This window comes from Rhizobium viscosum (genome assembly GCF_014873945.1).
GTDB classification, from domain to species: Bacteria; Pseudomonadota; Alphaproteobacteria; order Rhizobiales; family Rhizobiaceae; genus Rhizobium; species Rhizobium viscosum.
Map to the genome: position 1 here is coordinate 3,565,844 of NZ_JADBEC010000001.1, position 24,981 is coordinate 3,590,824.

The 24,981-nt window shown below is 60.2% G+C and carries 25 protein-coding genes and 2 pseudogenes; 18 read left to right on the forward strand and 9 right to left on the reverse strand.

Going from position 1 to position 24,981, the window contains the following annotated elements; translation table 11 throughout:
* Positions 1-8: 8 nt before the first annotated feature.
* Positions 9-245: a DUF1127 domain-containing protein gene (locus H4W29_RS17475; protein WP_246517212.1), complete on the reverse strand. Its 237-nt coding sequence runs from the start codon at positions 243-245 to the stop codon at positions 9-11.
* Positions 246-420: 175 nt separating this feature from the next.
* On the opposite strand from H4W29_RS17475, the gene H4W29_RS17480 reads away from it, so the two are divergent.
* The gene (locus tag H4W29_RS17480; RefSeq protein WP_192730030.1) at positions 421-1,332 is read left to right on the forward strand and encodes an agmatinase; all 912 of its coding nucleotides are present in this window, start codon (positions 421-423) and stop codon (positions 1,330-1,332) included.
* A 53-nt stretch (positions 1,333-1,385) separates the two neighbouring features.
* On the opposite strand, the pseudogene H4W29_RS34370 reads toward H4W29_RS17480, so the two are convergent.
* Positions 1,386-1,520, reverse strand: a pseudogene (locus H4W29_RS34370) (glycerol-3-phosphate 1-O-acyltransferase PlsY); the annotation flags it as partial.
* Positions 1,521-1,585: 65 nt separating this feature from the next.
* Between H4W29_RS34370 and H4W29_RS17485 the strand changes: the two are divergent.
* Positions 1,586-2,271: pseudogene (locus H4W29_RS17485) on the forward strand (IS5 family transposase); the annotation flags it as partial.
* A 32-nt stretch (positions 2,272-2,303) separates the two neighbouring features.
* Here H4W29_RS17485 and plsY read toward each other — a convergent pair.
* Positions 2,304-2,888 (reverse strand): glycerol-3-phosphate 1-O-acyltransferase PlsY, encoded by a 585-nt coding sequence (gene plsY, locus H4W29_RS17490; RefSeq protein ID WP_246517213.1) that lies wholly within the window; start codon positions 2,886-2,888, stop codon positions 2,304-2,306.
* Between the two features lie 177 nt (positions 2,889-3,065).
* On the opposite strand from plsY, the gene H4W29_RS17495 reads away from it, so the two are divergent.
* Both H4W29_RS17495 and H4W29_RS17500 read left to right on the forward strand, forming a co-directional pair.
* Positions 3,066-4,574: a winged helix-turn-helix domain-containing tetratricopeptide repeat protein gene (locus H4W29_RS17495; RefSeq protein ID WP_192730031.1), complete on the forward strand. Its 1,509-nt coding sequence runs from the start codon at positions 3,066-3,068 to the stop codon at positions 4,572-4,574.
* Between the two features lie 137 nt (positions 4,575-4,711).
* Positions 4,712-5,140: a L,D-transpeptidase gene (locus tag H4W29_RS17500; protein ID WP_183740347.1), complete on the forward strand. Its 429-nt coding sequence runs from the start codon at positions 4,712-4,714 to the stop codon at positions 5,138-5,140.
* A gap of 5 nt (positions 5,141-5,145) precedes the next feature.
* Here H4W29_RS17500 and H4W29_RS17505 read toward each other — a convergent pair whose 3' ends face one another.
* Positions 5,146-5,868 carry a Crp/Fnr family transcriptional regulator gene (locus H4W29_RS17505; RefSeq protein ID WP_183740345.1) on the reverse strand — a complete coding sequence of 241 codons (723 nt, stop codon included), beginning with the start codon at positions 5,866-5,868 and terminating at the stop codon, positions 5,146-5,148.
* A 545-nt stretch (positions 5,869-6,413) separates the two neighbouring features.
* On the opposite strand from H4W29_RS17505, the gene H4W29_RS17510 reads away from it, so the two are divergent.
* The 7 genes from H4W29_RS17510 (at position 6,414) to H4W29_RS17540 (ending at position 12,821) form a co-directional block, all read left to right on the forward strand.
* The gene (locus H4W29_RS17510) at positions 6,414-6,692 is read left to right on the forward strand and encodes an acyl carrier protein (RefSeq protein ID WP_007814022.1); all 279 of its coding nucleotides are present in this window, start codon (positions 6,414-6,416) and stop codon (positions 6,690-6,692) included.
* Between the two features lie 115 nt (positions 6,693-6,807).
* Positions 6,808-7,305, forward strand: a complete 498-nt coding sequence (locus H4W29_RS17515) for a 3-hydroxyacyl-ACP dehydratase FabZ family protein (RefSeq protein WP_113320665.1) — start codon at positions 6,808-6,810, stop codon at positions 7,303-7,305.
* Entirely contained in the window at positions 7,302-8,507 is a 1,206-nt protein-coding gene (locus H4W29_RS17520) for a beta-ketoacyl-ACP synthase (protein ID WP_183740343.1), read from the forward strand. The genes H4W29_RS17515 and H4W29_RS17520 overlap by 4 nt, the downstream gene beginning before the upstream one ends.
* 11 nt (positions 8,508-8,518) lie before the next feature.
* Positions 8,519-9,805: a beta-ketoacyl-ACP synthase gene (locus H4W29_RS17525; RefSeq protein WP_192730032.1), complete on the forward strand. Its 1,287-nt coding sequence runs from the start codon at positions 8,519-8,521 to the stop codon at positions 9,803-9,805.
* Between the two features lie 151 nt (positions 9,806-9,956).
* The gene (locus H4W29_RS17530; RefSeq protein ID WP_004669770.1) at positions 9,957-10,985 is read left to right on the forward strand and encodes a zinc-binding dehydrogenase; all 1,029 of its coding nucleotides are present in this window, start codon (positions 9,957-9,959) and stop codon (positions 10,983-10,985) included.
* A gap of 4 nt (positions 10,986-10,989) precedes the next feature.
* Complete coding sequence (locus H4W29_RS17535) at positions 10,990-11,925, forward strand: lipid A biosynthesis lauroyl acyltransferase (protein ID WP_192730033.1); 936 nt, start codon at positions 10,990-10,992, stop codon at positions 11,923-11,925.
* A 200-nt stretch (positions 11,926-12,125) separates the two neighbouring features.
* Entirely contained in the window at positions 12,126-12,821 is a 696-nt protein-coding gene (locus tag H4W29_RS17540) for a PAS domain-containing protein (RefSeq protein ID WP_192730034.1), read from the forward strand.
* A gap of 2 nt (positions 12,822-12,823) precedes the next feature.
* On the opposite strand, the gene H4W29_RS17545 is transcribed toward H4W29_RS17540, so the two are convergent.
* The 3 genes from H4W29_RS17545 to H4W29_RS17555 form a co-directional block, all read right to left on the reverse strand.
* Positions 12,824-13,186, reverse strand: coding sequence for a VOC family protein (locus H4W29_RS17545; protein ID WP_192730035.1), 363 nt, complete (start codon positions 13,184-13,186; stop codon positions 12,824-12,826).
* A 1-nt stretch (position 13,187) separates the two neighbouring features.
* Entirely contained in the window at positions 13,188-13,586 is a 399-nt protein-coding gene (locus tag H4W29_RS17550) for an SRPBCC family protein (RefSeq protein ID WP_192730036.1), read from the reverse strand.
* A gap of 63 nt (positions 13,587-13,649) precedes the next feature.
* Positions 13,650-14,435, reverse strand: a complete 786-nt coding sequence (locus tag H4W29_RS17555; protein WP_192730037.1) for a helix-turn-helix domain-containing protein — start codon at positions 14,433-14,435, stop codon at positions 13,650-13,652.
* Between the two features lie 155 nt (positions 14,436-14,590).
* Between H4W29_RS17555 and gnd the strand changes: the two genes are divergently transcribed.
* From gnd to H4W29_RS17590, 7 genes are all read left to right on the forward strand, one after another.
* Positions 14,591-16,021, forward strand: a complete 1,431-nt coding sequence (gene gnd / locus H4W29_RS17560) for an NADP-dependent phosphogluconate dehydrogenase (RefSeq protein ID WP_192730038.1) — start codon at positions 14,591-14,593, stop codon at positions 16,019-16,021.
* Between the two features lie 82 nt (positions 16,022-16,103).
* The gene (locus tag H4W29_RS17565) at positions 16,104-16,502 is read left to right on the forward strand and encodes a VOC family protein (RefSeq protein WP_192730039.1); all 399 of its coding nucleotides are present in this window, start codon (positions 16,104-16,106) and stop codon (positions 16,500-16,502) included.
* Between the two features lie 345 nt (positions 16,503-16,847).
* Positions 16,848-17,309 carry a histidine kinase gene (locus H4W29_RS17570; RefSeq protein WP_192730040.1) on the forward strand — a complete coding sequence of 154 codons (462 nt, stop codon included), beginning with the start codon at positions 16,848-16,850 and terminating at the stop codon, positions 17,307-17,309.
* 139 nt (positions 17,310-17,448) lie between these two features.
* The gene (locus H4W29_RS17575; RefSeq protein WP_192730041.1) at positions 17,449-19,224 is read left to right on the forward strand and encodes a SulP family inorganic anion transporter; all 1,776 of its coding nucleotides are present in this window, start codon (positions 17,449-17,451) and stop codon (positions 19,222-19,224) included.
* Positions 19,205-20,035 (forward strand): polyphosphate kinase 2, encoded by an 831-nt coding sequence (gene ppk2 / locus H4W29_RS17580; RefSeq protein WP_192730042.1) that lies wholly within the window; start codon positions 19,205-19,207, stop codon positions 20,033-20,035. Before H4W29_RS17575 ends, ppk2 begins: the two co-directional genes overlap by 20 nt.
* Positions 20,036-20,159: 124 nt before the next feature.
* Entirely contained in the window at positions 20,160-20,543 is a 384-nt protein-coding gene (locus tag H4W29_RS17585; RefSeq protein WP_376776570.1) for a hypothetical protein, read from the forward strand.
* Positions 20,544-20,804: 261 nt separating this feature from the next.
* The gene (locus H4W29_RS17590; RefSeq protein ID WP_192730766.1) at positions 20,805-21,335 is read left to right on the forward strand and encodes a GNAT family N-acetyltransferase; all 531 of its coding nucleotides are present in this window, start codon (positions 20,805-20,807) and stop codon (positions 21,333-21,335) included.
* A gap of 22 nt (positions 21,336-21,357) precedes the next feature.
* On the opposite strand, the gene H4W29_RS17595 is transcribed toward H4W29_RS17590, so the two are convergent.
* Positions 21,358-23,187, reverse strand: a complete 1,830-nt coding sequence (locus tag H4W29_RS17595) for a tetratricopeptide repeat protein (protein WP_192730043.1) — start codon at positions 23,185-23,187, stop codon at positions 21,358-21,360.
* Between the two features lie 492 nt (positions 23,188-23,679).
* On the reverse strand, positions 23,680-24,720 hold the full coding sequence (locus H4W29_RS17600) for a LacI family transcriptional regulator (protein WP_192730044.1): 1,041 nt from the start codon (positions 24,718-24,720) through the stop codon (positions 23,680-23,682).
* Between the last annotated feature and the right edge of the window lie 261 nt (positions 24,721-24,981).

Here is a 24,981-nt window from a genome sequence, read left to right on the forward strand (position 1 = left end):
GATTCGCCTCACACGCGCCAGAAAAAGCCGGTGGTCTCGGAGCCTGCCTGTTGGTCCGTCAAGCCGATATCGTCAATCAGTACGGGGCTGATTTTGGACCGTTGCTTCCGTTCGCGGCGGATGCGGATGCGCCAGAACCAGCGCGCGATCGCGCTTCGCAGGATGATCAGACTGTTGTGCCGGCGCGCCGACTTGCGATGCGGGGCGGATGCAAGGGTGCAGCAATCGCTCATGATGAGCTCCATGGGGTTTGAAGGTCCGGAAACTTGGATTTCGCATCGGGCCTTCGATTTCAAAGGATGCTGGAGTCTGGAGGATGCCGCGCGGGGCGTAATTAAGCGCTTCCAAAAAGTTCGCAAAAACTTCCAAAGGGACTAAACAGGGCAAAACAGGATTCCGCCTTATCAGGACAACAAGGACATGACCGCCTCATCTTCCTTTCTCGGCCTTCCAGATCGCCTGGCCGATGGGCGTTTGCCCCGTGCGGTGATCTTCGCAGCCGCGCACGGCAGTACCTATCCCGGCAAGGACAGCAGCGGTTATGCGCTGGCCGCCGGTGCCATCCGCACTGCGAGCTGGGAGGATGCCGGTCTCATCGAGCATTGGGATTTCGATCTCGGCGGCCCGCTGTTTTCCGGCAGGCCGATCTCCTGCGTCGATGTCGGCGACATCAAGACCACCATGCATGACAATGCCGGTAACCGCGCCCGGATCGAGGCGAAGACGCGCGAAATCCTGGCGCTATCGGCTGTACCGATCCTGCTCGGGGGCGATTGTTCCGTGACCTTTCCCTTCCTCGCCGGCTTCGCGGATCAAGGGCCGGTCTGGGTCCTGCAGATCGATGCCCATATCGACTGGCGCGACGAGGTGCATGGCGAGCGCTACGGCTATTCAAGTCCGATGCGCCGGGCGAGCGAGATGCCGCATGTCGCCGGTATGGTGCAAGTCGGCCTGCGCAGCGTCGGCAGCGCGCGCATCACCGAGGTGGAAGCGGCGCAACGCTATGGCAGCCGCTTTGTCACAGCCCGCGAGATCCACACCGTGGGTATCGAAGCCGCTCTCCGGCATATTCCCGAGGGAGCGCAGGTCGTCGTCACTCTCGATTGCGACAGCATCGATCCCGGTATCATGCCCGGCGTGGCGGCGCGTACCCCTGGTGGCCTTACCTACACGCAGGTGATCGACTTGATTGCCGGCCTCGGCAGGCGGGCGAGAATCGCCGGGTTCGATCTGGTCGAATTTTATCCACCTGCTGATATCGACGGCCTGTCGGCGCTGACCGCGTCACGCGTGCTCGTCAATGCAGTCGGCGCCATCGTCAGGCAGGATTGAAACGCTGCTTGCTCTGGCAGCAAGAAGCGTATGGTGCCTGTGCGTTTTCGATTCTAGGCGACTTTGCCCAGACGTGGCTCCGTCCCAGCCAGCAGCCGCCTGATATTGGCGCGATGGCGTATAATCACGTAGAGGCCGCCCGATATTACCAGCAGCCGATAGGGCAACGGTTGCTCTAGGGTCGAAACCCAATCAAACTATTGATAAAATGATCTGTGTATGATTCACTTCGGTAATAACAGGAGTTTGGATCATGGCAGGAGAATTCTGGCTTGATGACCGACAGTGGGCGGTGATCGCTCCTCTGCTTCCGACGAACCAACCCGGCGCTCATCGAACTGATGACCGCCGGGTGATCAGCGGGATCATCCACGTGCTGCGATCCGGCTGCCGGTGGCAGGATTGTCCAGCTTGCTACGGGCCTTCGACAACCATCTACAATCGCTTCCATCGCTGGTCTGCCAAAGGAATATGGCGGCGGCTGTTTGAAGCCCTGGTGCAAACGACCGATCAGGACATTCACATGATCGACAGCACCACCGCAAAAGCGCACCGATCAGCAGCCGGCGGAAAAGGGGGGCGGATGCCGAAGCAATCGGTCGCTCGCGAGGCGGCAGATCGACAAAAATCCATGCTGTTGTCGATGGTTGCGGCCGTCCAATCGCGCTGCGAATAACGCCTGGACAGCGCGGCGACGCCCCCGTTGCCATTCCACTGATCGACCCCTTGCCGCCAAGCCGCATCTGCGCTGCCGATACCGCTTACGACAGCAACGCGTTGCGCGATTTCCTCACTGCACGCGGCACCGAGCCTGTCATTCCCAACAATCCAACCCGAAAGCAGATCAAACCGTTCGACCCCATCGCTTACCGCCGCAGAAATATCATCGAACGTGCTTTCTGCCGCCTCAAGGACTGGAGGCGTGTCGCAACACGATATGACAAGCTCATGCTCAACTTCGCCGCAACTTGCTACATCGCCGCCATCATCATTTGGTGGACTTGATTGAGTCTGGACCCTAGGCCGCAGACGAGAGCGATGGCCGTCAACGCTGCCAGCATCGAACTCAGGGAAACAATGCGGAAAGCGGCCAGCGCAAGGCAGAAAACTGCCGCAGCCCCTAAACCGACGGGCCAGGACATTGCCAGCAACACGCCGAGCCCCGTCGCAGCAGACTTGCCTCCCGTAAAGTTCAGCCAGATCGAACGGCCATGCCCCAACAGCACGCCAAGGCCGGCCAGGCAAACAGTCCAGGGCTCCGCGCTTTGCAGGTCAGGTGCTGTCGGTGGGATGCCCGATGAGACTGTCGAGAACCAGAGATAAAACCAGCGGGCAAAGACGACTGCTGCGACACCTTTCAGCACATCGATCAGGAGAACCGCCAAGGCAGGCCATTTACCGAGCGTTCTGAGTACGTTCGTTGCTCCGGTGGATCTGGAGCCATGCTCGCGGATATCCATGCCCTTGAGCAGTTTGCCCGCCAGATAGCCCGTGGGCAGGGAGCCGAAGAGATAGGCGACCGCCAGTCCAACCAGACTTGCTATCCAGAAAACCATGGGTGTACCTCGACGCTCTATTTTCAGCCCGTAATTATCTGATCGAACACGATTAAACCAGCCGTCCCTAGAATGCCACGCGCCTGAGCGGACGAAATTGTCCGCGGGAATGCCGAGATCGAATGGCGTCAGGCGGGATGGTTCCAACCCGGCATGAAAGCCTCTAGGATGCGCGCCATGCAGGGAGCGCGTTTTGCCTTTGGTCCGTTCGTGCTTGATCCGGAGGCGGGAACGCTTTTGCGGAACAACGATCCCGTTGCCGTCGGGCATCGTGGGGTAAAGCTGCTTGCCGCGCTCGTCGGGCGGCCCGGCGAAATTCTGGCCAAGACCGAGCTGATGGATGCGGCCTGGCCGGGCACGGCCGTCGAGGAGGGCAACCTCACCGTCCAGATCGCGCAGTTGCGCAAGCTGCTGGGTCCTGCCGCTGACGGCGGTGAATGGATCTCGACGGTTCCGCGCATCGGCTACCGCTTCACCGGCGCCATAAGACAGCTTGACGGCGAGAAGCGGAAGGTTTTGGCGCTGCCGGACAAACCCTCGATTGCCGTTCTGCCCTTCGTCACCGTCAGCGGCGATCCGGAGCAAGAAGGATTTGCGGACGGGCTGACCGAAGACCTGATCACCGATCTTTCCCGGACCTCGGCTCTCTTCGTCATCGCCCGCAATTCGAGCTTCGCCTACAAGGGAAGGGCGATGGACGTGCGTGATATCGCCGGCGAACTAGGCGTGCGCTATCTGCTCGACGGCAGCGCCAGACGGGCCGCCGGGCGCGTGCGCATCAATGCCCGGCTTGTCGATACCGAAAGCGGCGATCATCTCTGGGCGGAGCGTTTCGATCGCAGCCTTGAGGATATATTTGCCGTTCAGGATGAAGTCACCGGCAAGATCGTCGAGGCGCTGCTCGGTCGGCTGCGCCCGCTGCCGCCACGCAATCGGCCGAAGAATCTGGAGGCCTATGACCTCTGTGTGCGGGCGCGCACGCTGATGGATGATGCGCCACAAAGTGCGCGGGAAACGCAGCTGATGCTGACGCGGGCAATCGCGCTCGATCCTGATTATGCTGAGGCGCATCGCTGGCTGGCGCTGAACCACTGGATGGGATGGGTGCATAGCGGCGGTCCAACCGAAACAGATCGCAGCGTCGCCCTGGAACTGGCGCGCAAGGCTGTGGCGCTTGATCCCAACGATGCCGGCTGCCGCTGGGTGCTCGCCTATCTTCTTGCCTACGAGCGGAACTTTGCCGAAGCGGATACGGAGTTCGAAAAGGCGATCGCGCTGGACCCGAACGAGGCCGATACCTGGGCGGCGCTGTCGGACATTTCCGTTCTCGCCGGGCGGATCGATGAAGGTCTCGAACAGATCGGCAAGGCCTTCCGGCTGAACCCGTTTCCGGCCAGCTGGTATTATCTGACGCTCGGTCAGGCGCAATATGCCTGTCGCAACTATGAAGCCGTCGTCGAGACGCTGCGGCGCGAAGAGACCTACCGCACGAGTTCACGCCGTTTTCTGGCGGCAGCCCTTGCGCAGCTTGGCCGGCTGGACGAAGCGCGCAGCGAAGCCGAACTGTTCCTCGTTGCAAACCCGCAATTTTCGATCAGCCATTGGGCGGCGACGGAACCGTTCCGGGACGCGGCCACTCTGGCGCATTTCGTCGATGGATACCGCAATGCAGGCTTTCCTGAGTAAGGCGGAGCGCCGTCAAATGGTCATCCTTGTTAGAAATGTGATTACCATTCGAGTTAAAGCAAAATAGGAAGTATTGCCGTAGTCTCTTCTCTCGTTGGGCGAAAATAAGCCTTTAAAGGTTCGACAGAGGGACGACCATGAAGACGTTTTTTGCGGCTGCTACCGCAGTGTTGTTATTGCAGTTTTCTCCTGGCGCGGCTCAGGCCGCTACGCTGGTTGCCAATATCAGCCTCAGCAAGCAGACGATGACCGTCAGCGAGAACGGTTGGGTGAAGTATCGCTGGAAGGTTTCGACGGCGCGCAAGGGTTATACGACGCCGACCGGTTCGTGGAGCGCCAAGTGGCTGTCGCGCGATCACCGCTCCAAGAAATACGACAATGCGCCGATGCCGTTCGCCGTGTTCTTCAACGGCGGTTATGCCGTTCATGCCACGTTCGAACGCAAGCGGCTCGGCACGCCGGCCTCGCATGGCTGCGTGCGCCTCGATCCCGCCAATGCGGCGGAATTCTTCTCGATGACGCGGGAAAACGGTCTTGCCAATACCCGCGTCGTGATCACGCAGTAATCAGATCAGGCCGTAACCAGGCGCTCCAGTTCGTCCATATCGGGCACTGTGATATGCCGGTTGTTCTCGATGCGGATGACGCCCTGCTTGCGCAGCTTCGTCATCTGGCGGCTGACGGTTTCGATCGTCAGCCCCAGGAAATCGGCAATCTCGGCACGTGAGAGCGGCAGGTCGAAGGCCGCGCTGCTTGCCGTTTCCGGCTCGGCATGCGTGGCGATGAGATAGAGAAGGCTTGCGACCTTTTCCTGGGCCGTGCGACGGCCAAGTGTGAGCATCCACTCCCGCGCAGCATCCAACTCCTTCAGCGCCTGGGCATGCAGGTTGTGCTGCAGTTCAGGCGTCTCCAGTATCATCCGGTCGAGCAGCCCACGGGGGAAGACGCAGATTTCCGTCGGTGTGGCTGCTTCGGCCGACAGTGTGCTTTCAGGCACGAAGGGGCGGCCGATGAAATCGGGGACGAATTGCAGGCCGACGATCTGCTGGCGTCCATCGGGCAGCACCTTGCAGAGCTTCACCACGCCATTCATGATGTTGGAATAAGACGAAACTTCCTCGCCCTGGGCGACGATCTCGGAGCCGGCATCGAGTTTGCGGCGAGTCGAATGCTTGCAGAGTTCGCGCAGCTGGGCAGCCGTCAGCGCCCCGCAGACAACGCCGTGGCGTGCCTCACAGACGCGGCAGGTCGCCGGAATAGTTGTGTCAGGATCTTCACTGCGCGCGATGTCCATGTTCCGATGCCCCGACCCGACCCTGTGCCTGCGTTTCTGTTACGTCTCGGCCCCAAGGTCTTCTATTCCGATTTCTTGTCTCTGCGTCTTGATCTTTATCAATTCCGACCGGATTCTGATTTGATCCAGATCAAAGTTTCCTTTTTCGGCAGGTTTATTTCCCGCCTTGAAAACCATCCTGCTGCAAAAATATCCGGCTCTATTTCGCGTTATACGAGCTATCCGGCAGTGCCGCAATTGAACGCAAGTTTAGGGACGTCGAGGCATCGCTCCAGGCGCACATTCCCCGGCTGCGGCCGTGGATCAGAACGATCTCTGTGCCGTCGAGACGGACGGTTTTGCCGTCGCGGAGACCGGAAAAGTCTTTAGCCGGGTGGCCGCTTTATGCTTCAATACGTCTCTCGGACAGCGCAAAGGGCGGCATTCCATTGCTGTTTAGGCAACACCTCCCCGGCAAATTGGCTTGCAACCGGGACGAAAGCATTGGCTTTTGAAATGGATTTGCCTATGAGGAGGGGAATCTTCATTTCCAAGAGGTAGAGCGAGTGACCGCTACATTCGATAAAGTTGCCGACATCATTGCTGAAACCAGCGAGATCGACCGCGCAACGATCACGCCGGAAAGCCACACGATCGACGACCTCGGTATCGACAGCCTCGACTTCCTCGATATCGTTTTCGCCATCGACAAGGAATTCGGCATCAAGATTCCGCTAGAAAAGTGGACGCAGGAAGTCAACGAAGGCAAGGTTTCCACCGAAGAATACTTCGTGCTGAAGAACCTCTGTGCCAAGATCGACGAGCTGCGCGCCGCCAAGGCTTGAAGCAACATCATCATCTTTTTTTCACGCCCTGCCGCCATTGATATGGCGGCCGGGCGGTTTTGTTCCTAAGTAGGCCTTCCGACGGGCTTTTTGCGCGTCGCGCCGGAGAAGACTGATGCTGCTGGAATATTTCCAGATGATTGACCGCGTCGAGGCGGTGGACCTTGAGAAGCGCACGCTCGTTGCGCGCTCCGTTGTGCCGGCCAAGAGCCCCGTTTTCGAGGGGCATTTCCCGGGCATGCCGCTCGTTCCCGGCGTGCTTCTCATCGAAACCATGGCGCAGGCATCGGGCATGCTGGTGCTGGCCGCCACCGATTTTACGTCGATGCCCTTCCTGATGTCGGTCGATGGCGCCAAGATGCGCACCTTCGTCGAGCCGGAAGCGGTGCTCGACATCGAGGCTTTCCTCGAACATGACGGCTCCGGTTTTGCCGTCACCAAGGCAAAGATCACCAGCGGCGGCAAGAAGGTCTGCGATGCGCAGCTGAAACTGCGCACCATGCCTTTCAGTGAAATTCCGCTCGGCGATATCGTGAAGAAACGTGCCGGCGAGGTGGGCCTGATGGACGCCATCGCTGCGCAGCGGGCGAAGGCCCAGGGGGTGAGTGAATGAGCAAGGCCGCCAATGACGTCGTGATATCAGGCATCGGCATCGTGACCTGTCAGGGTGTCGGCAAGGATGCGCATCTGGCGATCCTGACTGCCGATGCCGCACCTGTTGCTATCGTCGAAACCGAGAAGTTCAAGCCCTATCCGGTGCATCCGCTCCCCGAGATAGACTGGTCGCAGCAGATCGCCAAGCGCGGCGACCAGCGCCAGATGGAAAACTGGCAGCGCATCGGCGTTTTTGCAGCCGGTCTGGCGCTCGACGATGCGGGCTTCAAGGACGATCTGGAAGCCTGCGGTACGATGGACATGATCGTGGCGGCCGGCGGTGGCGAACGCGATATCAATGTCGATACGCTGATCGTCGACGAGGGCCTGAAGCGCAACGACCGCGAGCTGCTGCTCAATGAGAAGCTGACGACGGAACTCAGACCGACGCTGTTTCTGGCTCAGCTGTCCAATCTGCTCGCCGGCAATATTTCTATCGTTCACAAGGTAACAGGCTCCTCGCGCACCTTCATGGGCGAGGAAGCTTCCGGTGTTTCCGCCGTCGAGACGGCTTTCTGGCGCATCAAGTCGAGCGAATCCACCCATGCACTCGTCGGCGGTGCCTTTGCCGCCGAGCGTCAGGACATGATCCTGCTCACCGAAGCAATCGGTGCGAATACGCGTGGGCAATGGGCACCGCTCTGGTCGCGCTCCGAGCTCGAAGGCGGCGGCATGATCACCGGTTCGGCCGGCGCTTTCCTGGTGCTGGAATCGCGCAAACATGCCGAAGAGCGCGGCGCGCATATCTATGCGACCATTGCCGCCGTCGAAGGCGATCGCGGCAATCGTGCTGCGGGCAATTTCGAACTGCGCATGGAGCGGCTGCTGAAACCCGCTGCCGGTCTGGCCCCCGAAACCACGGCGATCTTCTCCGGCTCGACCGGCATGCATGAGCTTGCCGCCCGTGAAAAGGCAGTGCTGGAACACCAGCTTCCGGGTGCTGCGATCCGCGGCTTCGGTGGCGTTTCCGGCCATACGATTGAGGCGCAATTCACACTCGGCCTGGCACTCGCAGCGCTCGCGATCGATGCCAAGGCCAAGGTTCCGCCCTTCGATGCCGCGCATGAAGCGCCGATGAAGGCAGGCACGAAGGCTGCCGTCGTCACCACCGTTGGACATCAGCGCGGCGAAGGCGTCGCCGTTCTTTCCGCAGAAGCGTGAGGAGGACTGAAATGACAGCGTCCGTTTACAAGGATCATCTCGGCCGTCCGATCGTTGCGGTCACCGGCATGGGCATCATCACTTCGCTCGGTCAGGGTTTGAAGGACAACTGGGCAGCCCTTTCGTCAGGCACATCGGGCATTCATGATATCACCCGCTTCCCGACGGACGGGCTTTCGACGCGTATTGCCGGCACGGTCGATTTCATCGACATCCCAGTGCCGAACGCCGTCGAGCGCTCCTATGCCTTTGCGCGCGAAACGACCATCGAAGCGCTTGCCGATGCGGGTCTTTCCGGCGATTTCAACGGTCCTCTGTTCCTCGCAGCACCGCCGATCGAGCCGGAATGGAGCGCCCGTTTCGAGCTTGCCGACCGTTCGCCGGCCGCCGACCATCCGGGCGATGCTTATGAGCGGTTTTTAGCCGCCATGCGCCAGCGCCCCGATCCGGCCTTCCATGAGGCTGCCCTCTTCGGCGCGATCTCCGAGCGGCTGTCAGACCGTTTCGGCACGCGCGGCCTGCCGGTCACTCTGTCGACGGCCTGTGCATCGGGCGTGACGGCGATCCAGCTCGGCATCGAGGCGATCCGCCAGGGCCGCACCGACCGGGCGCTGACGGTTGCGACCGACGGTTCGCTGAGTGCGGAAGCGCTGATCCGCTTCTCGCTGCTGTCTGCTCTTTCCACGCAGAACGATCCGCCGACCAAGGCGTCCAAGCCCTTCAGCAAGGATCGCGACGGTTTCGTCATCGCCGAGGGTGCTGCGACGCTGGTGCTGGAATCGCTTGAGGCGGCTGTCGCACGCGGCGCCAAGGTGCTCGGCATCATGAAGGGTGCCGGCGACAAGGCCGACAGCTTCCACCGCACGCGCTCTTCGCCCGATGGCGGTCCGGCAATCGCCACGATCCGCGCAGCCCTTGCCGATGCCGGCATGAGCGAGACCGATATTGGCTATATCAATGCGCACGGCACTTCGACGCCTGAAAACGACAAGATGGAATATGGCTCCATGTCCGCCGTCTTCGGCGAGAAGCTGGTCGGCATTCCGGTGTCTTCCAACAAGTCGATGATCGGCCATACGCTGACGGCGGCCGGTGCGGTCGAGGCGGTCTTCTCGCTGCAGACAATGCTGACTGGCACGCTGCCGCCGACGATCAACTATAACAACCCGGATCCGTCGATCGTTCTCGATGTCGTACCGAACAAGAAGCGGGAAGCCCAGGTTTCGGCCGTGCTTTCCAACTCTTTCGGCTTCGGCGGACAGAACGCCAGCCTTGTCATGGCGCTCGAACCGGCTTAGAGACCCTCCTTGATTTTGGGAAGAAGTGGTTTTTGACGTCATCCTCGGGCTTGTCCCGAGGATCTACTTACGTCACTCAATGACCGCTGGCAGATGCTCGGGACAGGCCCGAGCATGACGACGATCCGCGTGGAAGAAAGAACTATACATCATGCGCGCTTTGCAACTGATTGATGACCGCAAGCTTGAGATCACCGACCTGCCGGAACCGGATGCACCGGCCGCCGGCGAAGTGACGCTGCGCGTCAAGGCGGTTGCGCTGAATCATATCGATGTGTGGGGCTGGCGCGGCATGGCATTCGCCAAGCGCAAGATGCCGCTCGTGATCGGTGCTGAGGCTTCCGGTGTGGTCGAGGCGATCGGTCCGGGCGTGGCGAACGTCCTGCCCGGTCAGCTTGTGTCGATCTACGGCGCGCGCACCTGCGGCCTCTGCCGTCCCTGCCGCGAAGGCCGCGACAATCTCTGCGAACATGTCTCCGGCGTGCATGGCTTCCATCTCGATGGCTTCGCGCAGGAGAAGGTGAACCTGCCGGCGCGCCTGCTCGTTCCTGCTCCTCCCGGCGTCGATGCGATCGGGGCAGCGCTTGCGCCCGTCACCTTCGGCACGGTCGAGCACATGCTCTTCGACAATGCCAAGCTCGAACCCGGCGAGACGATCCTCGTTCATGCCGGCGGTTCCGGCATCGGCACGGCGGCGATTCAGCTTGCCAAGAAGATCGGCTGCACTGTCATCACCACCGTCGGTTCCGACGACAAGATCGAGAAGGCGAAGGCGCTTGGCGCCGATCATGTCATCAATTATCGCACCGATCGTTTCGAAGGCGTCGTGCGCAAGCTCACCAAGAAGAAGGGCGTCGATGTCGTCTTCGAACATGTGGGCAAGGATACCTGGGCAGGCTCGATGCTATGCATGAAGCGCGGCGGGCGTCTCGTGACCTGCGGCTCGACCTCGGGTGTTTCGACCGAGATGAACCTGATGATGCTTTTCCAGCAGCAGCTGAAGCTCCTCGGCTCCTTCGGCTGCCGGATGGAGAACATGGCGGATGCCATGCAGAAGATGGGCCGCGGCCTCGTTCATCCCGTCATCGATACCGAAGTCGGCTTCGACGATATCGACCGCGCTTTGGAGCGCATGGAATCCCGGCAGATCTTCGGTAAGATCATCCTGAAGATGGACTGACCGAGTGAAGCTTTTCATCACCAGGATCGTTCTGGCGCTCAGGCGTTTCCAGCAATGGCTGGTGGCGCAGCTGATGTTCGGCTTCCTGAACTTCCTGAAGCTTTTTCCGGCCGATGGCGCCATGCGCTTTGCCGACTGGATGACGCGCCAGATCGGCAAGCGCTTGAAGCGCCACAAGCTGATGCTCTATAATCTGCGCCGGGCCTTTCCGGAAAAGAGCGATGCGGAGCTCGAGGCGATCGCGCTGGAAAGCTGGGGCAATATGGGCCGGCTTGCGGCCGAATATGTCTTCCTCGACCAGCTCTTCGATTTCGATCCCACGAGCGACAAGCCGGGCAGGGTGGAAGTCTCAGGCATTCCGATCTTCCTGGAGCTGCGCGATAATCCGCGTCCCTTCATCGTCTTTACCGGCCATACCGGCAATTTCGAGCTTTTGCCGGTCGCGGGCAATGCCTTCGGTCTCAGCGTGACCGTGCTCTTCCGCCCGCCGAACAATCCTTATGTGGCGCAGAAGGTCTTCGATTTCCGCAGTGGCCGCATGGGCAAGCTCGTGCCGTCGCATGCCGGCTCTTCCTTTACGCTTGCCCGTCAGCTGGAAGCAGGGCAGGGCGTTGGCGTGCTCGTCGACCAGAAATTCAGCCGCGGGTTGAAGACGACGTTCTTCGGGCTTGAGACCAAGACCAATCCGCTCCTGCCGAAGCTGGTGCGCCAGTTCAATTGCGAGGTCTATCCCGCCCGCTGCATCCGTCTGCCGGGCGGTCGCTATCGGCTGGAAATCGAGCCGAAGATGGAGATGCCGCGCGACGAGAAGGGCAATCTGGACCTTCCCGCCACGGCACAGATGATGAACGACAAGGTGGAGAGCTGGGTGCGCGAATACCCGGCCCAATGGCTGTGGTACCACGACCGCTGGGATATCAAGCGTTCCGTCAGTCTGTAAGAATCTGCCTGTAAGATTTTGCTCCTGATTTGTAATCGGTGAAAAGCGAGAGGTTTGCGTCAGTTGAAACTGAGTACGGTTCATGTTACGCGTCTCTACTAGGGCGCGCAAAGCACCTACCGCAGGGCGTAATCTTTCATTAAGCATAGGCCTCGACCGGTGTTCGGAACGTTTCTCAGGAAATGGATATTGGGGGTATCTTGCTTGAGTTGTTCAGGGCCTTTTCCTTGCGCTGCGCGCAGATCGAGGAAGCGATAAGGCTAGGGGATGATGGGCGCGTGGAGGCGCTCGACCGTGATATCCAGCCGCTTGTCGAGGCGATCCTCGCATGCAGGGCGTCCAGTCTTATCGAAGTTTATATGCAACTTCAGTTTGTAAGTTACCTCATCGCGCAGGATGCCGACGACGGGGCTTTCGTGACGCAATATGCCGCCGTGCTCTCCTATCTGCTCGACCGCTATTTCGGCGCGCATGCGCCGGACTGGCGCGTGCCGCTGCCGGCGGACATGAAGCTCAGGCCGCCGCCCGCCTATATTCCCGACACCGATAACGGCCAATTCCTCAACGCGGCGATCCTGCAGACGCTGCCGGACCGCGTGGCGGTACTGACGAAGGATTACCGCTACCTCTATTCCAATCCCGTCAACTGCGCTCACCTTGGCAAGAATGCCATGCAGCTCATCGGTCGCCATATCGTCGAGTTCATCGGCGAGGAGCGCTTTGCCAGCGAGGTGAAGGAAAAGCTCGACGCCTGCTTCGATGGCGTGCCGGCGGATTACACCTACGCGAGGGATGAGCGGCACAATCGCTGCCGGATGGTGCCGCTGCACGACGCGGCGAAGAAGGTGATCGGGGCGCTCATCACCATTCAGAATCTCCGCGCTGCGGACGCCTGATTTCAGTCTTTACTCCAGACGGCGAGTTCGTAGCCGTCCTTGTCGATAAAATGGAAGCGCCGGCCGCCGGGGAAGGGCGTGATCGGTTTTGCAATGGTGCCGCCGGCCTTTTCGACGCTCGCGAGCGCATCTTCCAGCTTTTCGGCATAGAGGATGACGAGCGGGCCGCCTGCGGCACGCACCGGGCTGAGATTGGTGAAGCCGCCTTTCAGCCTTCCGTCGTCGAACTCGCAGTAGTTCTCCCCGTAATCGGTGAAGCGCCAGCCGAAGGCCGTGCCGTAGAAGGCTTTTGCCGCACCAATATCGGCAACGTTAAACTCGACATAGTCGATGCGGCGGTCATTTTGAGCGTCGTTGCTGGCCATCTTATTTCTCCATCATCGATTTCAGAGCCGCCAGATCCTTCTGGATATGGGCGGCATCGGCGGCGAATTGTTCGTCGGTCATGCCCGGCAGGCGCAACAGCGTGAACATCACCTCGCAGCCATCGCCATTCGGCACGATGCGCAGCGCGTTATAGACGCGCAGGCCGGATTCGATCGTGACAGTATGGTCGATGACGCCGAATTCGTTCGGCGGCACGAAGCTCACGCGGATGCTGCCGAGCGGACCGTGGGCGAGCCAGTCTTCGCCATCGGGTTCCAGGCCGCTCGCAAGGCCGGAGGCCCAGAGCGGCATGTTCTCCGGCCTGCCGGCGAAATCATAGACATCGCGCCAGTCTCTTTTGATCGTGATGTGGACGATGCGGGCGGGCATTGTGTTCATCGGTCTGTCCTTTTGCTTTGCGCCAGACTAGCAGGCCGGCCCGGGCCGTCTTGAACAAAACGGTCAGCGGGTCGTCAATTGAGCGAGCATGGCTGATGGTGTCAGTGTCGTCAGTTCGCCGATCTCTCGGGTCATATGAGCCTGATCGGAAAAGCCGGCGTCGAGGGCGAGAGCGGCAAGGGACGGGGTCTCACTTGCGCGGCACAAGGCCATGAAACGCTGCAACCGGCGGACGCGTTCCAGCGTCTTGATGCCGTAGCCGAAATGGTGGTGGGCGCGGCGGCGCAATTGCCGTTCGCCGATGTCGAGCCTCTGCTGCAGGTCGCCGATACGGCCCGGTCCATGGTCTGCAGCGGCAAAGATCAGGCGAGCCTCAGGATCTGGCTCCGCTTCTTCCCTTGCCAGGTCACCCAACAGGGTGGCGAAGAGCGGGAGAGCGGCGGCGCCATCCGGACGGTCGGACAGGTGCTGTTCGAGGAGGGCAGCCTTTTCAGGCGCGAGATCGCTGAGGGGAATGGAAAGGCCGGTGATCTCCGACAGCGGCACCTTCAGCCAGGCGACACCAGCGCCCGGTGCAAAACGCGCGCCGATAATGCGCATGCCCGGCATCATCGGCGGGAAGGCGGCGGTGCGGTCCGGCCCAGCGACGAAGAGGCGGCCTGCTGCAAAAAGGAGATCGCAATAGCCGTCGGGCACGATGGCAACCGGGCCTGCGGTCTGAATCTCATGCGTCCAGAGGCAGCGGAAATGCGGCGCAAGGGCAGGCAAGGGCGCATATTCGCGATAACGCCCCGCTCTCTTTGCGAGCAGCGGCCTGATATCGCTTTGCCTTGCTGCAGCAGTAGTCATTTCATCCTCCCGAACCCATGCATATGGTGCTCCCCTGGCCATTCGAAAAGCCTGTTCCGACAGCCTTTTTTCGACCCGAATCGCGGTCTTCGACCTTGCCGTTTGACCGAGAGAGTGCCACAACATCGCACCATTTCACTCATCGGAGGTTTGTCGTGGAAAAGGCAGAAATCGGACTGATCGGCCTCGCCGTCATGGGTTCCAACCTGGCTCTCAACATTGCGGAAAAAGGCAACAAGATCGCGGTTTTCAACCGCACGCCTGAAAAAACGGATGAATTCTACGAGAGCGCCGGCGATCTCAAGAAGCAGATCATTCCCTGCAAGACGATCGAGGAGTTCGTCGAGGCGATCCGTCCGCCACGCCCGATCATCATCATGATCAAGGCAGGCGATGCCGTCGACCAGCAGATGGAGGCCCTGCGCCCGCATCTGCAGAAGAACGACATCATGATCGATGCCGGCAACGCCAACTTCCGCGATACGGTCGCCCGCTTCGACCGCCTCAAGGATACCGGCCTGACCTTCATCGGCATGGGCGTTTCGGGTGGTGAGGAAGGTGCCCGCCACGGCCCGTCGATCATGGTTGGCGGCACCGAAGATTCGTGGAAGCGCGTCGAGAAGGTTCTGACCTCGATTGCCGCCAAGTATGATGGTGACCCTTGCGTCGCCTGGCTCGGCAATGATGGTGCGGGCCATTTCGTCAAGACGATCCATAACGGCATCGAATATGCCGACATGCAGATGATCGCCGAAATCTACGGCATCCTGCGCGACGGCCTCGGCAAGAGTGCTTCGGAAATCTCCGGCATCTTCGGCGAGTGGAATAAGGGCCGCCTGAACTCCTATCTCATCGAAATCTCCGAGAAGGTGCTGGCCGCCACGGACCCGATCTCCAAGACGCCGATGGTCGACATGATCCTCGACAAGGCTGGCCAGAAGGGCACCGGCAAGTGGTCTGCAATCGAAGCGCAGAACATGGGCATTCCCGCAACCGGCATCGAAGCCGCCGTCGCCGCCCGCAGCCTGTCGTCGATGAAGGAGCAGCGCGTCGCCGCCGAAAAGATCTTTGGCGATCTCGGTGCTGCTTTCCCGATCGCCTACGGCCCTGAATTCAACAAGGATCTGGAGCTGGCGCTCTTTGCCGGCAAGATCGGCGCCTATGCGCAGGGCTTTGCCGTCATGGCGGAAGCCTCGAAGGAATTCAACTGGTCGCTGCCGATGCCGACGATCGCCCGTATCTGGCGCGCCGGCTGCATCATCCGCTCGCAGTTCCTCGACGAGATCACCAAGGCGTTTACCGATGCGCCTGATGCGGCAAACCTTATCGTCACGCCGGCCTTCTCGGGCATGGTCAAGGAATCGATCCCGGCGCTCCGCCGCGTCGTGACCGCAGCACTTGCCGCCGGCCTGCCGGTTCCGGCACTCGCCTCGGCGCTCAGCTATTTCGACGCCTACCGCCAGGGCCGCGGCACTGCGAACCTCATCCAGGCGCAGCGCGACTTCTTCGGCGCCCACGGCTTCGACCGCCTCGACGGCAAGGACTTCCACCACGGCCCTTGGGGCAGCGGTGCGTCGACCTTCTGAGGTTTGCGCAGAGAAATGAGGAGCCCGGCCCTTGTGCCGGGCTTTTTGTTATAGGGCTAATAGCAAACGGGAGGTTTTCGACATGCTTCACCATGCATCCTTCGGAGTGGCCGATATCGAGAGAGCCGCGCGGTTCTACGACGCGGCGCTCGGCGCACTCGGCTACATCAGAGTGTGGGAGGACTTGCGTCCCGGCGAGCCAGGACAGGCTGTCGGTTATGGCCTGCCTGGTGGTGGCGACAAGCTGGCGATCAAGTCGGTCGAGGCGGGGCAGGGTGCGCCGGGTGCCGGTTTCCATCTCGCCTTTGCGGCACCCGACCGAAAGGCGGTGGTCGAGTTTCATGCAACGGCGCTTGCACATGGCGGCATGGACAATGGCGGACCGGGGCTGAGACAGCACTACGGGCCGAACTACTTCGCCGCATTTGTGATCGACCCCGATGGGTATCGTATCGAAGCGGTGTTCAATCAGGCGGAATAGGCAGTAACGAAAATCCGCCATGGCGTCGGATTTTTGTTATCCAGCTATTATATTTCCATCCTTTGACGAAGGGGTGTAAGCCGTCATTCTCATTGCCATCGATTTGAATTGGCATTAATATTAGGCATTATGCTTATATTGCAGTGCGTACAGGCTTAGGCTGCAGTGTCATCAAGCGTTGATCGCCGTATCAAGTGCTTGCAAATGGTCCTTTTCAGGCAATTCCTCTTGGATAGACGGGCAACTGTTCAGGAGATCGTTGTTATTCCCGGCGTTTGATCAGTTCCATGAAGGACTATCTGCGTGGCGTTGCGTGTTTCCGTTCAATGGAAGGGGAGACGTGAGATGTCGGACAGGAAATTTGATTCCGAGGAGATGCCGCCGAGCGCGCAGGATCTGCGCGATCTTCAGGAGGCGATGAAGCAGAAGACGACGCGAGCGACGGAGGCGAAGGAGAAGAGTCATTTCGACCTCGTCAATGATTTCATGTTCAAGCATGTTACCGAAAACGAAATCAAGATCGTCCGTCGCCTGGTCGACAACGCCCTGAGGGACGGCAAGAAGGAAGCGCTGGTTTACCAGTTCTCCTCCGACTTCTGCACCGATAGCGGCCGCGCCATCAACAACGGCGCCGATAACTGGCCGGAAACGCTACAGGGAAAGGCCAAGGAATTCTACGAACGCTACGAGAAATACGGGCGTCCGCAGGGTTACAAGCTGAAAGCCGTCGTCGTCAATTTTCCAAGCGGCATGCCGGGTGATGTCGGCTTCTTTCTCAACTGGGAATCCGACAAGCCGAAATTATAGACATCCGCAGCCCCGCAGGCTTCCGATGCGTTGACGCGCATCGGAAGCCTGTCTGCGAGCCGCAGGCGCCGGGAGAGCGTCCGATGATCGCTCCAGCGAGGCGGGGTGGTTTGCGAAAGGAATTCGGAGGGGCGACAGGATGGCAAACATTCATGTGCCGGTACTCAGGGGACTCGGCGGCTTCCGCGCGGATTGGCTGCGGAGCGATATTCCGGCAGGCCTGTCGATTGCCGCTGTCGGCCTGCCGAGCGCAATCGCTTATCCCGCCATCGCAGGCCTGCCGCCGGAAACCGGGATTTATGCCAGCATCGTCGCGCCCATCGCCTATGCGCTGTTCGGCCCATCGCGGCTGCTGGTGGTCGGGCCGGATGCTGCGACCATGGCGGTTCTGGCAGCCGCTATGGCAGCCATCATTGCCGCCCAGCCGGCCGGCGCGCCTGTCGATCCTGTGGTGATTGCGTCTGCTCTGGCGCTCGGCGTCGGCGCCTTCTATTTCGCGGCTCGGCTGCTGCGGCTCGGCGTGCTCGCAAGCTTTCTGTCTCGTCCCATCCTCGTCGGCTTCTTTGCCGGTGTTTCGATTTCTATCCTTGTCGGGCAGATCGGCCGCTTTACCGGCGTGCGTATCGAGTCAGAGGGTCTGCTGCAGCCCGTTGCCGAGATCCTTCGCAAGAGCGCCTCGATCCATTGGCCATCCCTGCTGCTCGGCCTTGCCATGTTCGCGCTGTTGTGGATCGTCAAAGCGGCACGCCTGCCGGTACCGGGACCTGTCATCGTCGTCGTCGTTTCGGTGCTGCTGTCGGCCATTTTCAATTTCGAGGGCGCGGGCATCAACATCGTCGGCGATATCCCGACCGGCCTGCCGTCATTCTCCCTCTACGCCTTCTTTCAGATGCCGATGGACAGGATCGTGCTCGGCTCGGCGGCCGTCTTCCTGGTCAGTTTTGGCGCGGGCATCGTTGCCGCCCGCAGCTTTGCGGCGCGCACCGGGGAGGAAGTGGACGCGAACCAGGAGCTGATCGGCCTTGGTGCAGCCAATATCGCACCCGGCCTGTTCGGCTCGTTTCCCGTCAGCGTGTCGGATTCGAGAACCGCGATCAATCTTTCCACCGGGGGGAGATCCCAGGTCGCAGGGCTCGTTTCGGCCATCACGCTGATGGCTGCGCTGGTATTCCTGCATAGTGCGCTCCGCATCCTGCCGATCCCGGCTCTGGCGGCGATCCTGGCTGCGGCGGCCATCAGCCTGATCGATGTTCCCGAACTCAGGAAAATATGGCGCATCAGCCGGATGGAATTCGTCTTCGCCCTGATCGCCATGTTCGGCGCCATCAGCTTCGGCGTGCTGAACGGCGTCATCGTCGCAATATCGGCAACGCTCGTCTATCTCCTGCACAAGACGATGTTTCCGCGCGACACGCTTCTCGGCCGCATTGCCGGACGCGACGGCTTCTACGACATGCAGCGCTTTGCACAGGCTCGAGGCGTTCCAGGCATCGCCATCTGTCTCGTCCAGGGCAATCTGCTCTTTTACAATGCCGATTATGTCCGCACGCGGCTTCGCGCCGTCATTGCGAGCCTGCCTGAGGATACGCGCTGGTTCATCCTGGATGCCAGCGCAATTGCCCATATCGACAGCACCGGTGCCGCCGCGCTCGATGTGCTGCAGGCGGATCTTGCCGCGCGGGGCATAAGCTTCGGCGTCGCTCACCTGAATGCTGAGTGTACAGCGCTGCTCGAACGCGCCGAAGTCGTCGGCCACATCGGTGCGGAGAAACTCTTCGATGACACGGAAGATGCGCTGCGAGCAGCTGGCCGCCAGGGCGGCGAGCAGCCTTTGGCCGAGGTTTCAGATGAAGGATCACTGCGTGGAGGCACCCTGACAGGGCAAGGAGGACGTGATGGACAAAATGCACACTGAACCCGCACAAGCGGGAGGAAAGAAAAACAAGAAATCCTGGAACTATGAGAAGGAGCTCGGCAAGCTTCAGGTCGAACTCGCGCATCTGCAGGCCTGGGTGAAGAAATCGGGCGCGCGCGTGGTCATTATCTTCGAGGGCCGGGATGCTGCCGGCAAGGGCGGGATGATCAAGCGCATTACCGAGCGCGTCAGCCCACGGGTCTTTCGCGTGGTCGCGCTGCCGGCGCCGACCGACCGCGAAAAGTCGCAGATCTATATCCAGCGCTATATCGCCCATCTGCCCGCCGCTGGCGAAATCGTCATATTCGACCGCAGCTGGTACAACCGCCCGGGCGTCGACCGGGTGATGGGGTTCTGCTCGGAGAAGCAGGCCAGACGCTTTCTCGAATTGGCTCCCGGTTTTGAAGCCTCCATCGTCGAAAGCGGCATCATCATGCTGAAATACTTCCTGACCGTGAGCGAGGAGGAGCAGGACAAGCGCTTCAAGCGGCGGATCGAGGATCCATTGCGGCAGTGGAAACTCAGCCCCATGGATATAGAGTCGTATCGGCGGTGGTGGGATTATTCGCGCGCCTATGACGAAATGATCCGGGCGACGGACAGCCGCCACGCGCCATGGTGGATCGTGCCGTCGGACGATAAGAAACGCGCGCGCATCAACTGCATCTCGCACATCCTGAAATCGATCCCGTACGAGAAGGTGAAGTTCGACGAGCCGGATCTTGGAAAGCGTCAAAAGCGGCCAAGCGATTACGTCGAGGACCATACCATACGTCATGTGGTGCCGGATGTGGTTGCCGAGGCGCGATGAATGGCGATGCGCAGGGATCCGGTTTCCGCGGGGTCGTGAACCGCGATCTGAACTGAAATCTTCCTGCCGTGAAAGGCGACCATTTTCGAACGTGATGCCGTCAACCAAAAGGAGTGCTGCTGCAATGAGCGATTTGCCGACTGTCCGTGTACCTTGCGTTAAATCAACGGCGATGAATTTGGGGGCATCTCTCGCAATCGCCCTCATTCTCCCACTTGTCGGCCTGTGCTTGCCGGGGTGGACCTTGCCGGGTGCTCATGCGGCCGAGCCACTGGAACAATTTCCTGTCGTCATAACCTGCGAATACAAAGGCCTTCACCAGGCCTTCTATTTCGCGAGATCGGATTCCAAGGGCGTGGCGACCTATGTCAACCCAAGCAGGCTAGCCGGAACCATAACCGTGGGCGGCACCGCCAAGGCGCTTGGCGAACCAGTCGGGGGAAGTTGCCTGGGCAAAACACTTGAAGAGCTGCGAGCGTCGGGACAGGCGCGCGATCTGGGGCGCTAGCAGCCGTTCGTTTTATCAATATGGGCGTGGCGGTGGCCGATGCCTATCGGATGGGGGTCGGCGAGACGGCCGAGGTGCTCGGCGTCGTCTGCGCGATCTGGCGCGGCGAGGGGCTGCGCGCATGGAGGGCGTGCCCGGCTTGTCGCTTATCCGGTGTTTGCGGTAGGCCGTGTTTCCGGGTTTGGCCATGCGCCCCGTTGCGCCCGGCGTGATAGCGATTAGACTGCCGACGGCAAAGAAAACCGGATGCTGGTTGCGGTCATGGTTCGTTTGAAGGGTGAGGCTATCACGCTGCGGCCGGCGTCTTTCGACGATGTGGATGCCCGGCTGTCTCTCGGCAACCCGGCCGAGATCGTCGAGATGTTCGGCATTGGCCGTGATGATGTGACGCCGCTGACGAGAGAGGGTGCCGTTCGGTGGATCCAGGGCCTCGTCGTTCATCCGCATGCCTGGATCATCGAATTTCAGGGGCGGCTGATCGGCGACATCCGGCTGGACAGGCTCGTTGCCATCGATCGCCGCGCCTCCATGGCGATCGGCATCTACGATCCGCAATTGCTGGGAAAAGGGCTCGGGAGCGAGGCTATTCGCCTCCTCCTGCACCATGCTTTCAACGAGTTGCGGCTGCATCGGATCGGGATAAGGGTGCTTGCGTACAATACACGGGCGATCCGGGCCTATGAGAAATGCGGCTTCGTGATCGAAGGCAGGGAGCGGGAGGCCGCTTTCGTGAACGGCGTATGGCATGACGACATAATGATGGGGCTGCTGGAGACGGATTTTTCGGCATAGGCATAGACCTGTAGGGTAAGCCTCATCGGGAGAGACGTGCGACGAGTTCTGCCTTTTTCTTGAAAGCGTCGGGGATGCTGCCGTTTGCAAGTGAGGCGTTGCAATCGTCCAGCGCCTTCTGCAGTTCGCCGAGTTCCATATAAGCATAGCAGCGATTGTTATAGCTCACTGCGACATTGTCCTTGGCGGTGACGCTGGTATCGTAGAGGTAGGGATACCTGTTGAGAAGGTCGAGTGCGCCTTTGTTGTCCTTTCGGTTGAAGTAGATCATCGAAAGTTCGATCGCTGCCTGTGAGCGCCTGTCGTCTTGCGAGTTGGCAACTTCGGTTAGGTCGTCTATAGCCTTCTCGTCGTTTTTCATCGCCTGATATACGAGCCCACGCCAGTAACGTGCCTCGATACCACTTTCGGGATCAGCGGTAATCTGCGAGCACTCGTCGAGCGCGGCATCATATTGTTTGAGCTGATAGTTGCCGAAGCACAGGTAGATCCGATTATAGGCCTTGCCGTCGAGTGCCAGCGCCGCCTTTGCCGCATCGACCATCTCTGACGGCCGGTGGTATTTCGAATACATCTCGGTGAGCGTTTCGTAGATATCTGCGACGGCCATGTCCTTCTCTTCCGGTGTTGGGAACGAAGCGGCCCCTATGTGCGACAAGGCCTCTTTGTACTTGGTGACGGCGTTGTCGTAGAAGCCTTTGTAGTACCAGGATCTCGCGACAAGCTTGTCGATAAGAAAATTGTGATTTCCGCCGCCCGCCTGCACGAGACGCGGATCAGTGCCATAGCTATCGGCCGCAATCTGCAGCAAGCGACCTGAGTAGGGCTCTCCGCCCGATTGTGAGATCATATCCGACAGGATGTCATCGACAGCCGCATTGGTTTCATACTGGTTCATCTGGCCGAACTGCTGCAGAGCCTGTGCCGTGTCGGCCTCTAAACCCGGCCGAAGGGTTTGCTTCATGAACTCCTGAAAGCAGGAAACATAGGCGTCTCCCCGCTTGCCGTAACAAGTCGTTCCTGCCGTTTCGAACAGATATCGGTACAGCTGCAGGTGCAGCAATTTCAGTGGCGAACCTTCAGGTGCGTTTGCACCATAGCGGTCGACGAAGGCGTACATCGTGTCGATGTCACCACCCCATTTAGGCTGCAGGGTCGACAAGACGATCTGGTATAGAGGCATGTAGTGCGGATAGACCGCTATCGCCTGGTCGAGCGCGTCGCTCAACCGTGATGTCGCGCCATAGCCGCGCAGCATGTTGACCTGCAGATACAGGCCGTAGGCCGAGGTCGGGTCGAGCTTCAGAACCTGGCTGACGTCGGCGGCACCCTTTTGCAGGATGCTGGCAAAGGCGGCCTGTGACTGCTTGTCGGTTTCCGTGCTGAACCTGTGGCCGCGCTTATACCATGCGAGATCGTAGTAGTATTGTGCGCGCACAAGGCGCGGAAGCGGCGCCAGTGGAGCGTGATCCACCCAGGCCGAAAGGTCGCGTTCGAAGGATGGGTCGCTGAGGTCGGAAACGGCTTTGACGAAGTCGTCGAAAGGATAGAACGTCCATATCTTGGCGCGGCTTGCCGCAAGCGTGTCGCTTGAAATCCTGGTTGCGGTGGCAAAGTCACCCTGCTTGATGGCATCCTGCACAAGTTTGGCGCGGATGAAGGGCAGCTTATCCTGTCGACCGTCCGGACGTGCGGCGCTCAACTGGGCATCCTGACTGCTGTCTGCAACACCGCGCAGGGACCAGTCCGATACTTCCAGCTTCGACAAGGCAGCGGAAGGCATGAACCGCTCTCCCACCCATATGCCAGTCATCAGGATGCTCACGCCGGCGACGGCCAGCAGGAAAAGCATCAATGGATTTCGTCCTGCGTTGATCGTCGCCATCTCGTCCAGCTCAAGGGAATAGGCGCCCGACGAACTTATTGGAGCGTCGAAATCGGGGTATTCCGCAAGCGTACGTTGTATTAAGAGGGAAATTGCTGCAAGGGTCGGGCAGGGGTTCCTGCGGCTATTGTTGCCGGTTAAGCAAACAGTTCGTTTACGTCGGCTTGTCGTGAGTCGAAGATCACGGGCCGGTCAGCGAGCAGTGCTTGGCCGGGAGGGTGGAAGCAGAATGGTTACACGGTACTTTCCAATTGAGATCGACCCCAAATATCCATGCACGGGGATGAGATCTCTGGCCCGACGCCGTGCACTACCGATTTGTTACCGGCAACGCATGCCTGGACGTCATTACCACCGACGAGCTGAGCTTCGACTTCGTTCCATTCGCCGATGCCACCGGAGCCTCAGCCTGACCGTGAGGCGCGCACGACAGATCCTCTGACCGCATTGTGGCTTTCCCTACACCCCGTCAGGCCATTCCGGCTTGGTGATACTCTGCAGCAGTTCCGCATCCACGCCGTCGATCCGCGCAATCACCTGCTTGGCCATCTCGCGACCGGCGTGGCGGACGTCTTCGTAGGCGGTGATGATCTCCGGGCGAATCCAGTTGAGGATCGGGGCGGATTGTTTGGAGACGAGGTCGACGTCGTGGCCGAGGCGTTTGCCGGCTGCTTCGATGCCGGCGTTGACGGCGATGGTGGCGCTGCCGGCTGACGAGACGATGCCGTCAGGGGCGCCGGGGGAGCGCATCAGCTGCTCCACGGCGTCACGGATCTCGGCGAGCGGGGCGTCGATATTGGCGCGCAGCGGCACTTCCTCGGCGCCGTAATCGTGCAGGCCGGTCTGAAAGCCGATGCGGGTATGGGTATAATAGGTGAGCTTGCTCGGCGGCTGCAGAAGGGCAATGCGCTTGCGGCCGCGGTTGACGAGCTTCTGTACGGCCTGATGGGCGTAAGCCTCGTTGTCGAAATCGTGGTAGGGGTGCACGAGGCCGGCATCTGTGCGGCCGTGAGTGGTGAAGGGCATGCCGCTATCGGCGAGCAGGCGCACGCGCGGATCATCAGGCTCGACGCGCGAGATGATGACGCCATCTGCGGAGCCCGTGTCGAGGATGTAGCGCACCGGCAGCATGGGGTCCTTGCTGTGCGAATGCGGGGTGACGACGATGTGGTAGGGCGTGCCGGTCAGCACTTCGGAAATGCCGAAGACCATCTGGCTGGAAAAGCCCATGAGCTCCTCGTCGATGCTGAGCACGAGGGCGATGACGTTGGTCTTGCCTGTTCTCAGGCGCACGCCGGCACGGTTCGGCTGGTAGCCAAGCTGGCGGGCGACCATGCGCACCCGTTCCTTGGTTTCAGCGCCAATATCCGGTGCATCTTTCAGTGCCCGCGATACGGTCGTCACGCCAAGGCCCGTCATGAAGGCGATCGTCTTCAGTGTCGGGCGCTCGCGCTGAACGGAATCGGATGCCGCTCCGCCAAAATTTCCGTTGTTTTCCATCCCTTTAGGCCCGCCTCGCGCGATTTGCTTCGCCTTATAGAGGCTTTTTGCTGCGCTGTAAGTACGCCGGCGCTGAAAAAGCTCTCCTCCCTGAGCGAGACAATCTGTAACGATACAGTAGAAATGTCGAGCCTTTTTTCCGATCAGCGTTGCATGCTGGTCCTCTCTGGTTGAATCGCATGTTCGGCGCGTGATTTTTTGCACATGCGAAACCCTGAAAGGTTGAAATTGTCGGATTAATCAAAAATTAAGTAGTTAAAT

Bases quoted from the DNA above. Each gene is read 5' to 3' on its own strand.
- H4W29_RS17565 (WP_192730039.1), top strand. From the start codon at position 16,104: ATGCTTCACCATGCATCCTTCGGAGTGGCCGATATCGAGAGAGCCGCG.
- H4W29_RS17475 (WP_246517212.1), bottom strand. From the start codon at position 245: ATGGAGCTCATCATGAGCGATTGCTGCACCCTTGCATCCGCCCCGCAT.
- plsY (WP_246517213.1), bottom strand. From the start codon at position 2,888: ATGGTTTTCTGGATAGCAAGTCTGGTTGGACTGGCGGTCGCCTATCTC.
- H4W29_RS17520 (WP_183740343.1), top strand. From the start codon at position 7,302: ATGAGCAAGGCCGCCAATGACGTCGTGATATCAGGCATCGGCATCGTG.
- H4W29_RS17555 (WP_192730037.1), bottom strand. From the start codon at position 14,435: ATGACTACTGCTGCAGCAAGGCAAAGCGATATCAGGCCGCTGCTCGCA.
- H4W29_RS17570 (WP_192730040.1), top strand. From the start codon at position 16,848: ATGTCGGACAGGAAATTTGATTCCGAGGAGATGCCGCCGAGCGCGCAG.
- H4W29_RS17600 (WP_192730044.1), bottom strand. From the start codon at position 24,720: ATGGAAAACAACGGAAATTTTGGCGGAGCGGCATCCGATTCCGTTCAG.
- H4W29_RS17585 (WP_376776570.1), top strand. From the start codon at position 20,160: ATGAGCGATTTGCCGACTGTCCGTGTACCTTGCGTTAAATCAACGGCG.
- H4W29_RS17525 (WP_192730032.1), top strand. From the start codon at position 8,519: ATGACAGCGTCCGTTTACAAGGATCATCTCGGCCGTCCGATCGTTGCG.
- H4W29_RS17480 (WP_192730030.1), top strand. From the start codon at position 421: ATGACCGCCTCATCTTCCTTTCTCGGCCTTCCAGATCGCCTGGCCGAT.
- H4W29_RS17505 (WP_183740345.1), bottom strand. From the start codon at position 5,868: ATGGACATCGCGCGCAGTGAAGATCCTGACACAACTATTCCGGCGACC.
- ppk2 (WP_192730042.1), top strand. From the start codon at position 19,205: ATGGACAAAATGCACACTGAACCCGCACAAGCGGGAGGAAAGAAAAAC.
- H4W29_RS17515 (WP_113320665.1), top strand. From the start codon at position 6,808: ATGCTGCTGGAATATTTCCAGATGATTGACCGCGTCGAGGCGGTGGAC.
- H4W29_RS17545 (WP_192730035.1), bottom strand. From the start codon at position 13,186: ATGGCCAGCAACGACGCTCAAAATGACCGCCGCATCGACTATGTCGAG.
- H4W29_RS17590 (WP_192730766.1), top strand. From the start codon at position 20,805: ATGGTTCGTTTGAAGGGTGAGGCTATCACGCTGCGGCCGGCGTCTTTC.
- H4W29_RS17575 (WP_192730041.1), top strand. From the start codon at position 17,449: ATGGCAAACATTCATGTGCCGGTACTCAGGGGACTCGGCGGCTTCCGC.
- H4W29_RS17595 (WP_192730043.1), bottom strand. From the start codon at position 23,187: ATGCTTTTCCTGCTGGCCGTCGCCGGCGTGAGCATCCTGATGACTGGC.
- H4W29_RS17495 (WP_192730031.1), top strand. From the start codon at position 3,066: ATGCAGGGAGCGCGTTTTGCCTTTGGTCCGTTCGTGCTTGATCCGGAG.
- H4W29_RS17550 (WP_192730036.1), bottom strand. From the start codon at position 13,586: ATGAACACAATGCCCGCCCGCATCGTCCACATCACGATCAAAAGAGAC.
- H4W29_RS17500 (WP_183740347.1), top strand. From the start codon at position 4,712: ATGAAGACGTTTTTTGCGGCTGCTACCGCAGTGTTGTTATTGCAGTTT.
- H4W29_RS17530 (WP_004669770.1), top strand. From the start codon at position 9,957: ATGCGCGCTTTGCAACTGATTGATGACCGCAAGCTTGAGATCACCGAC.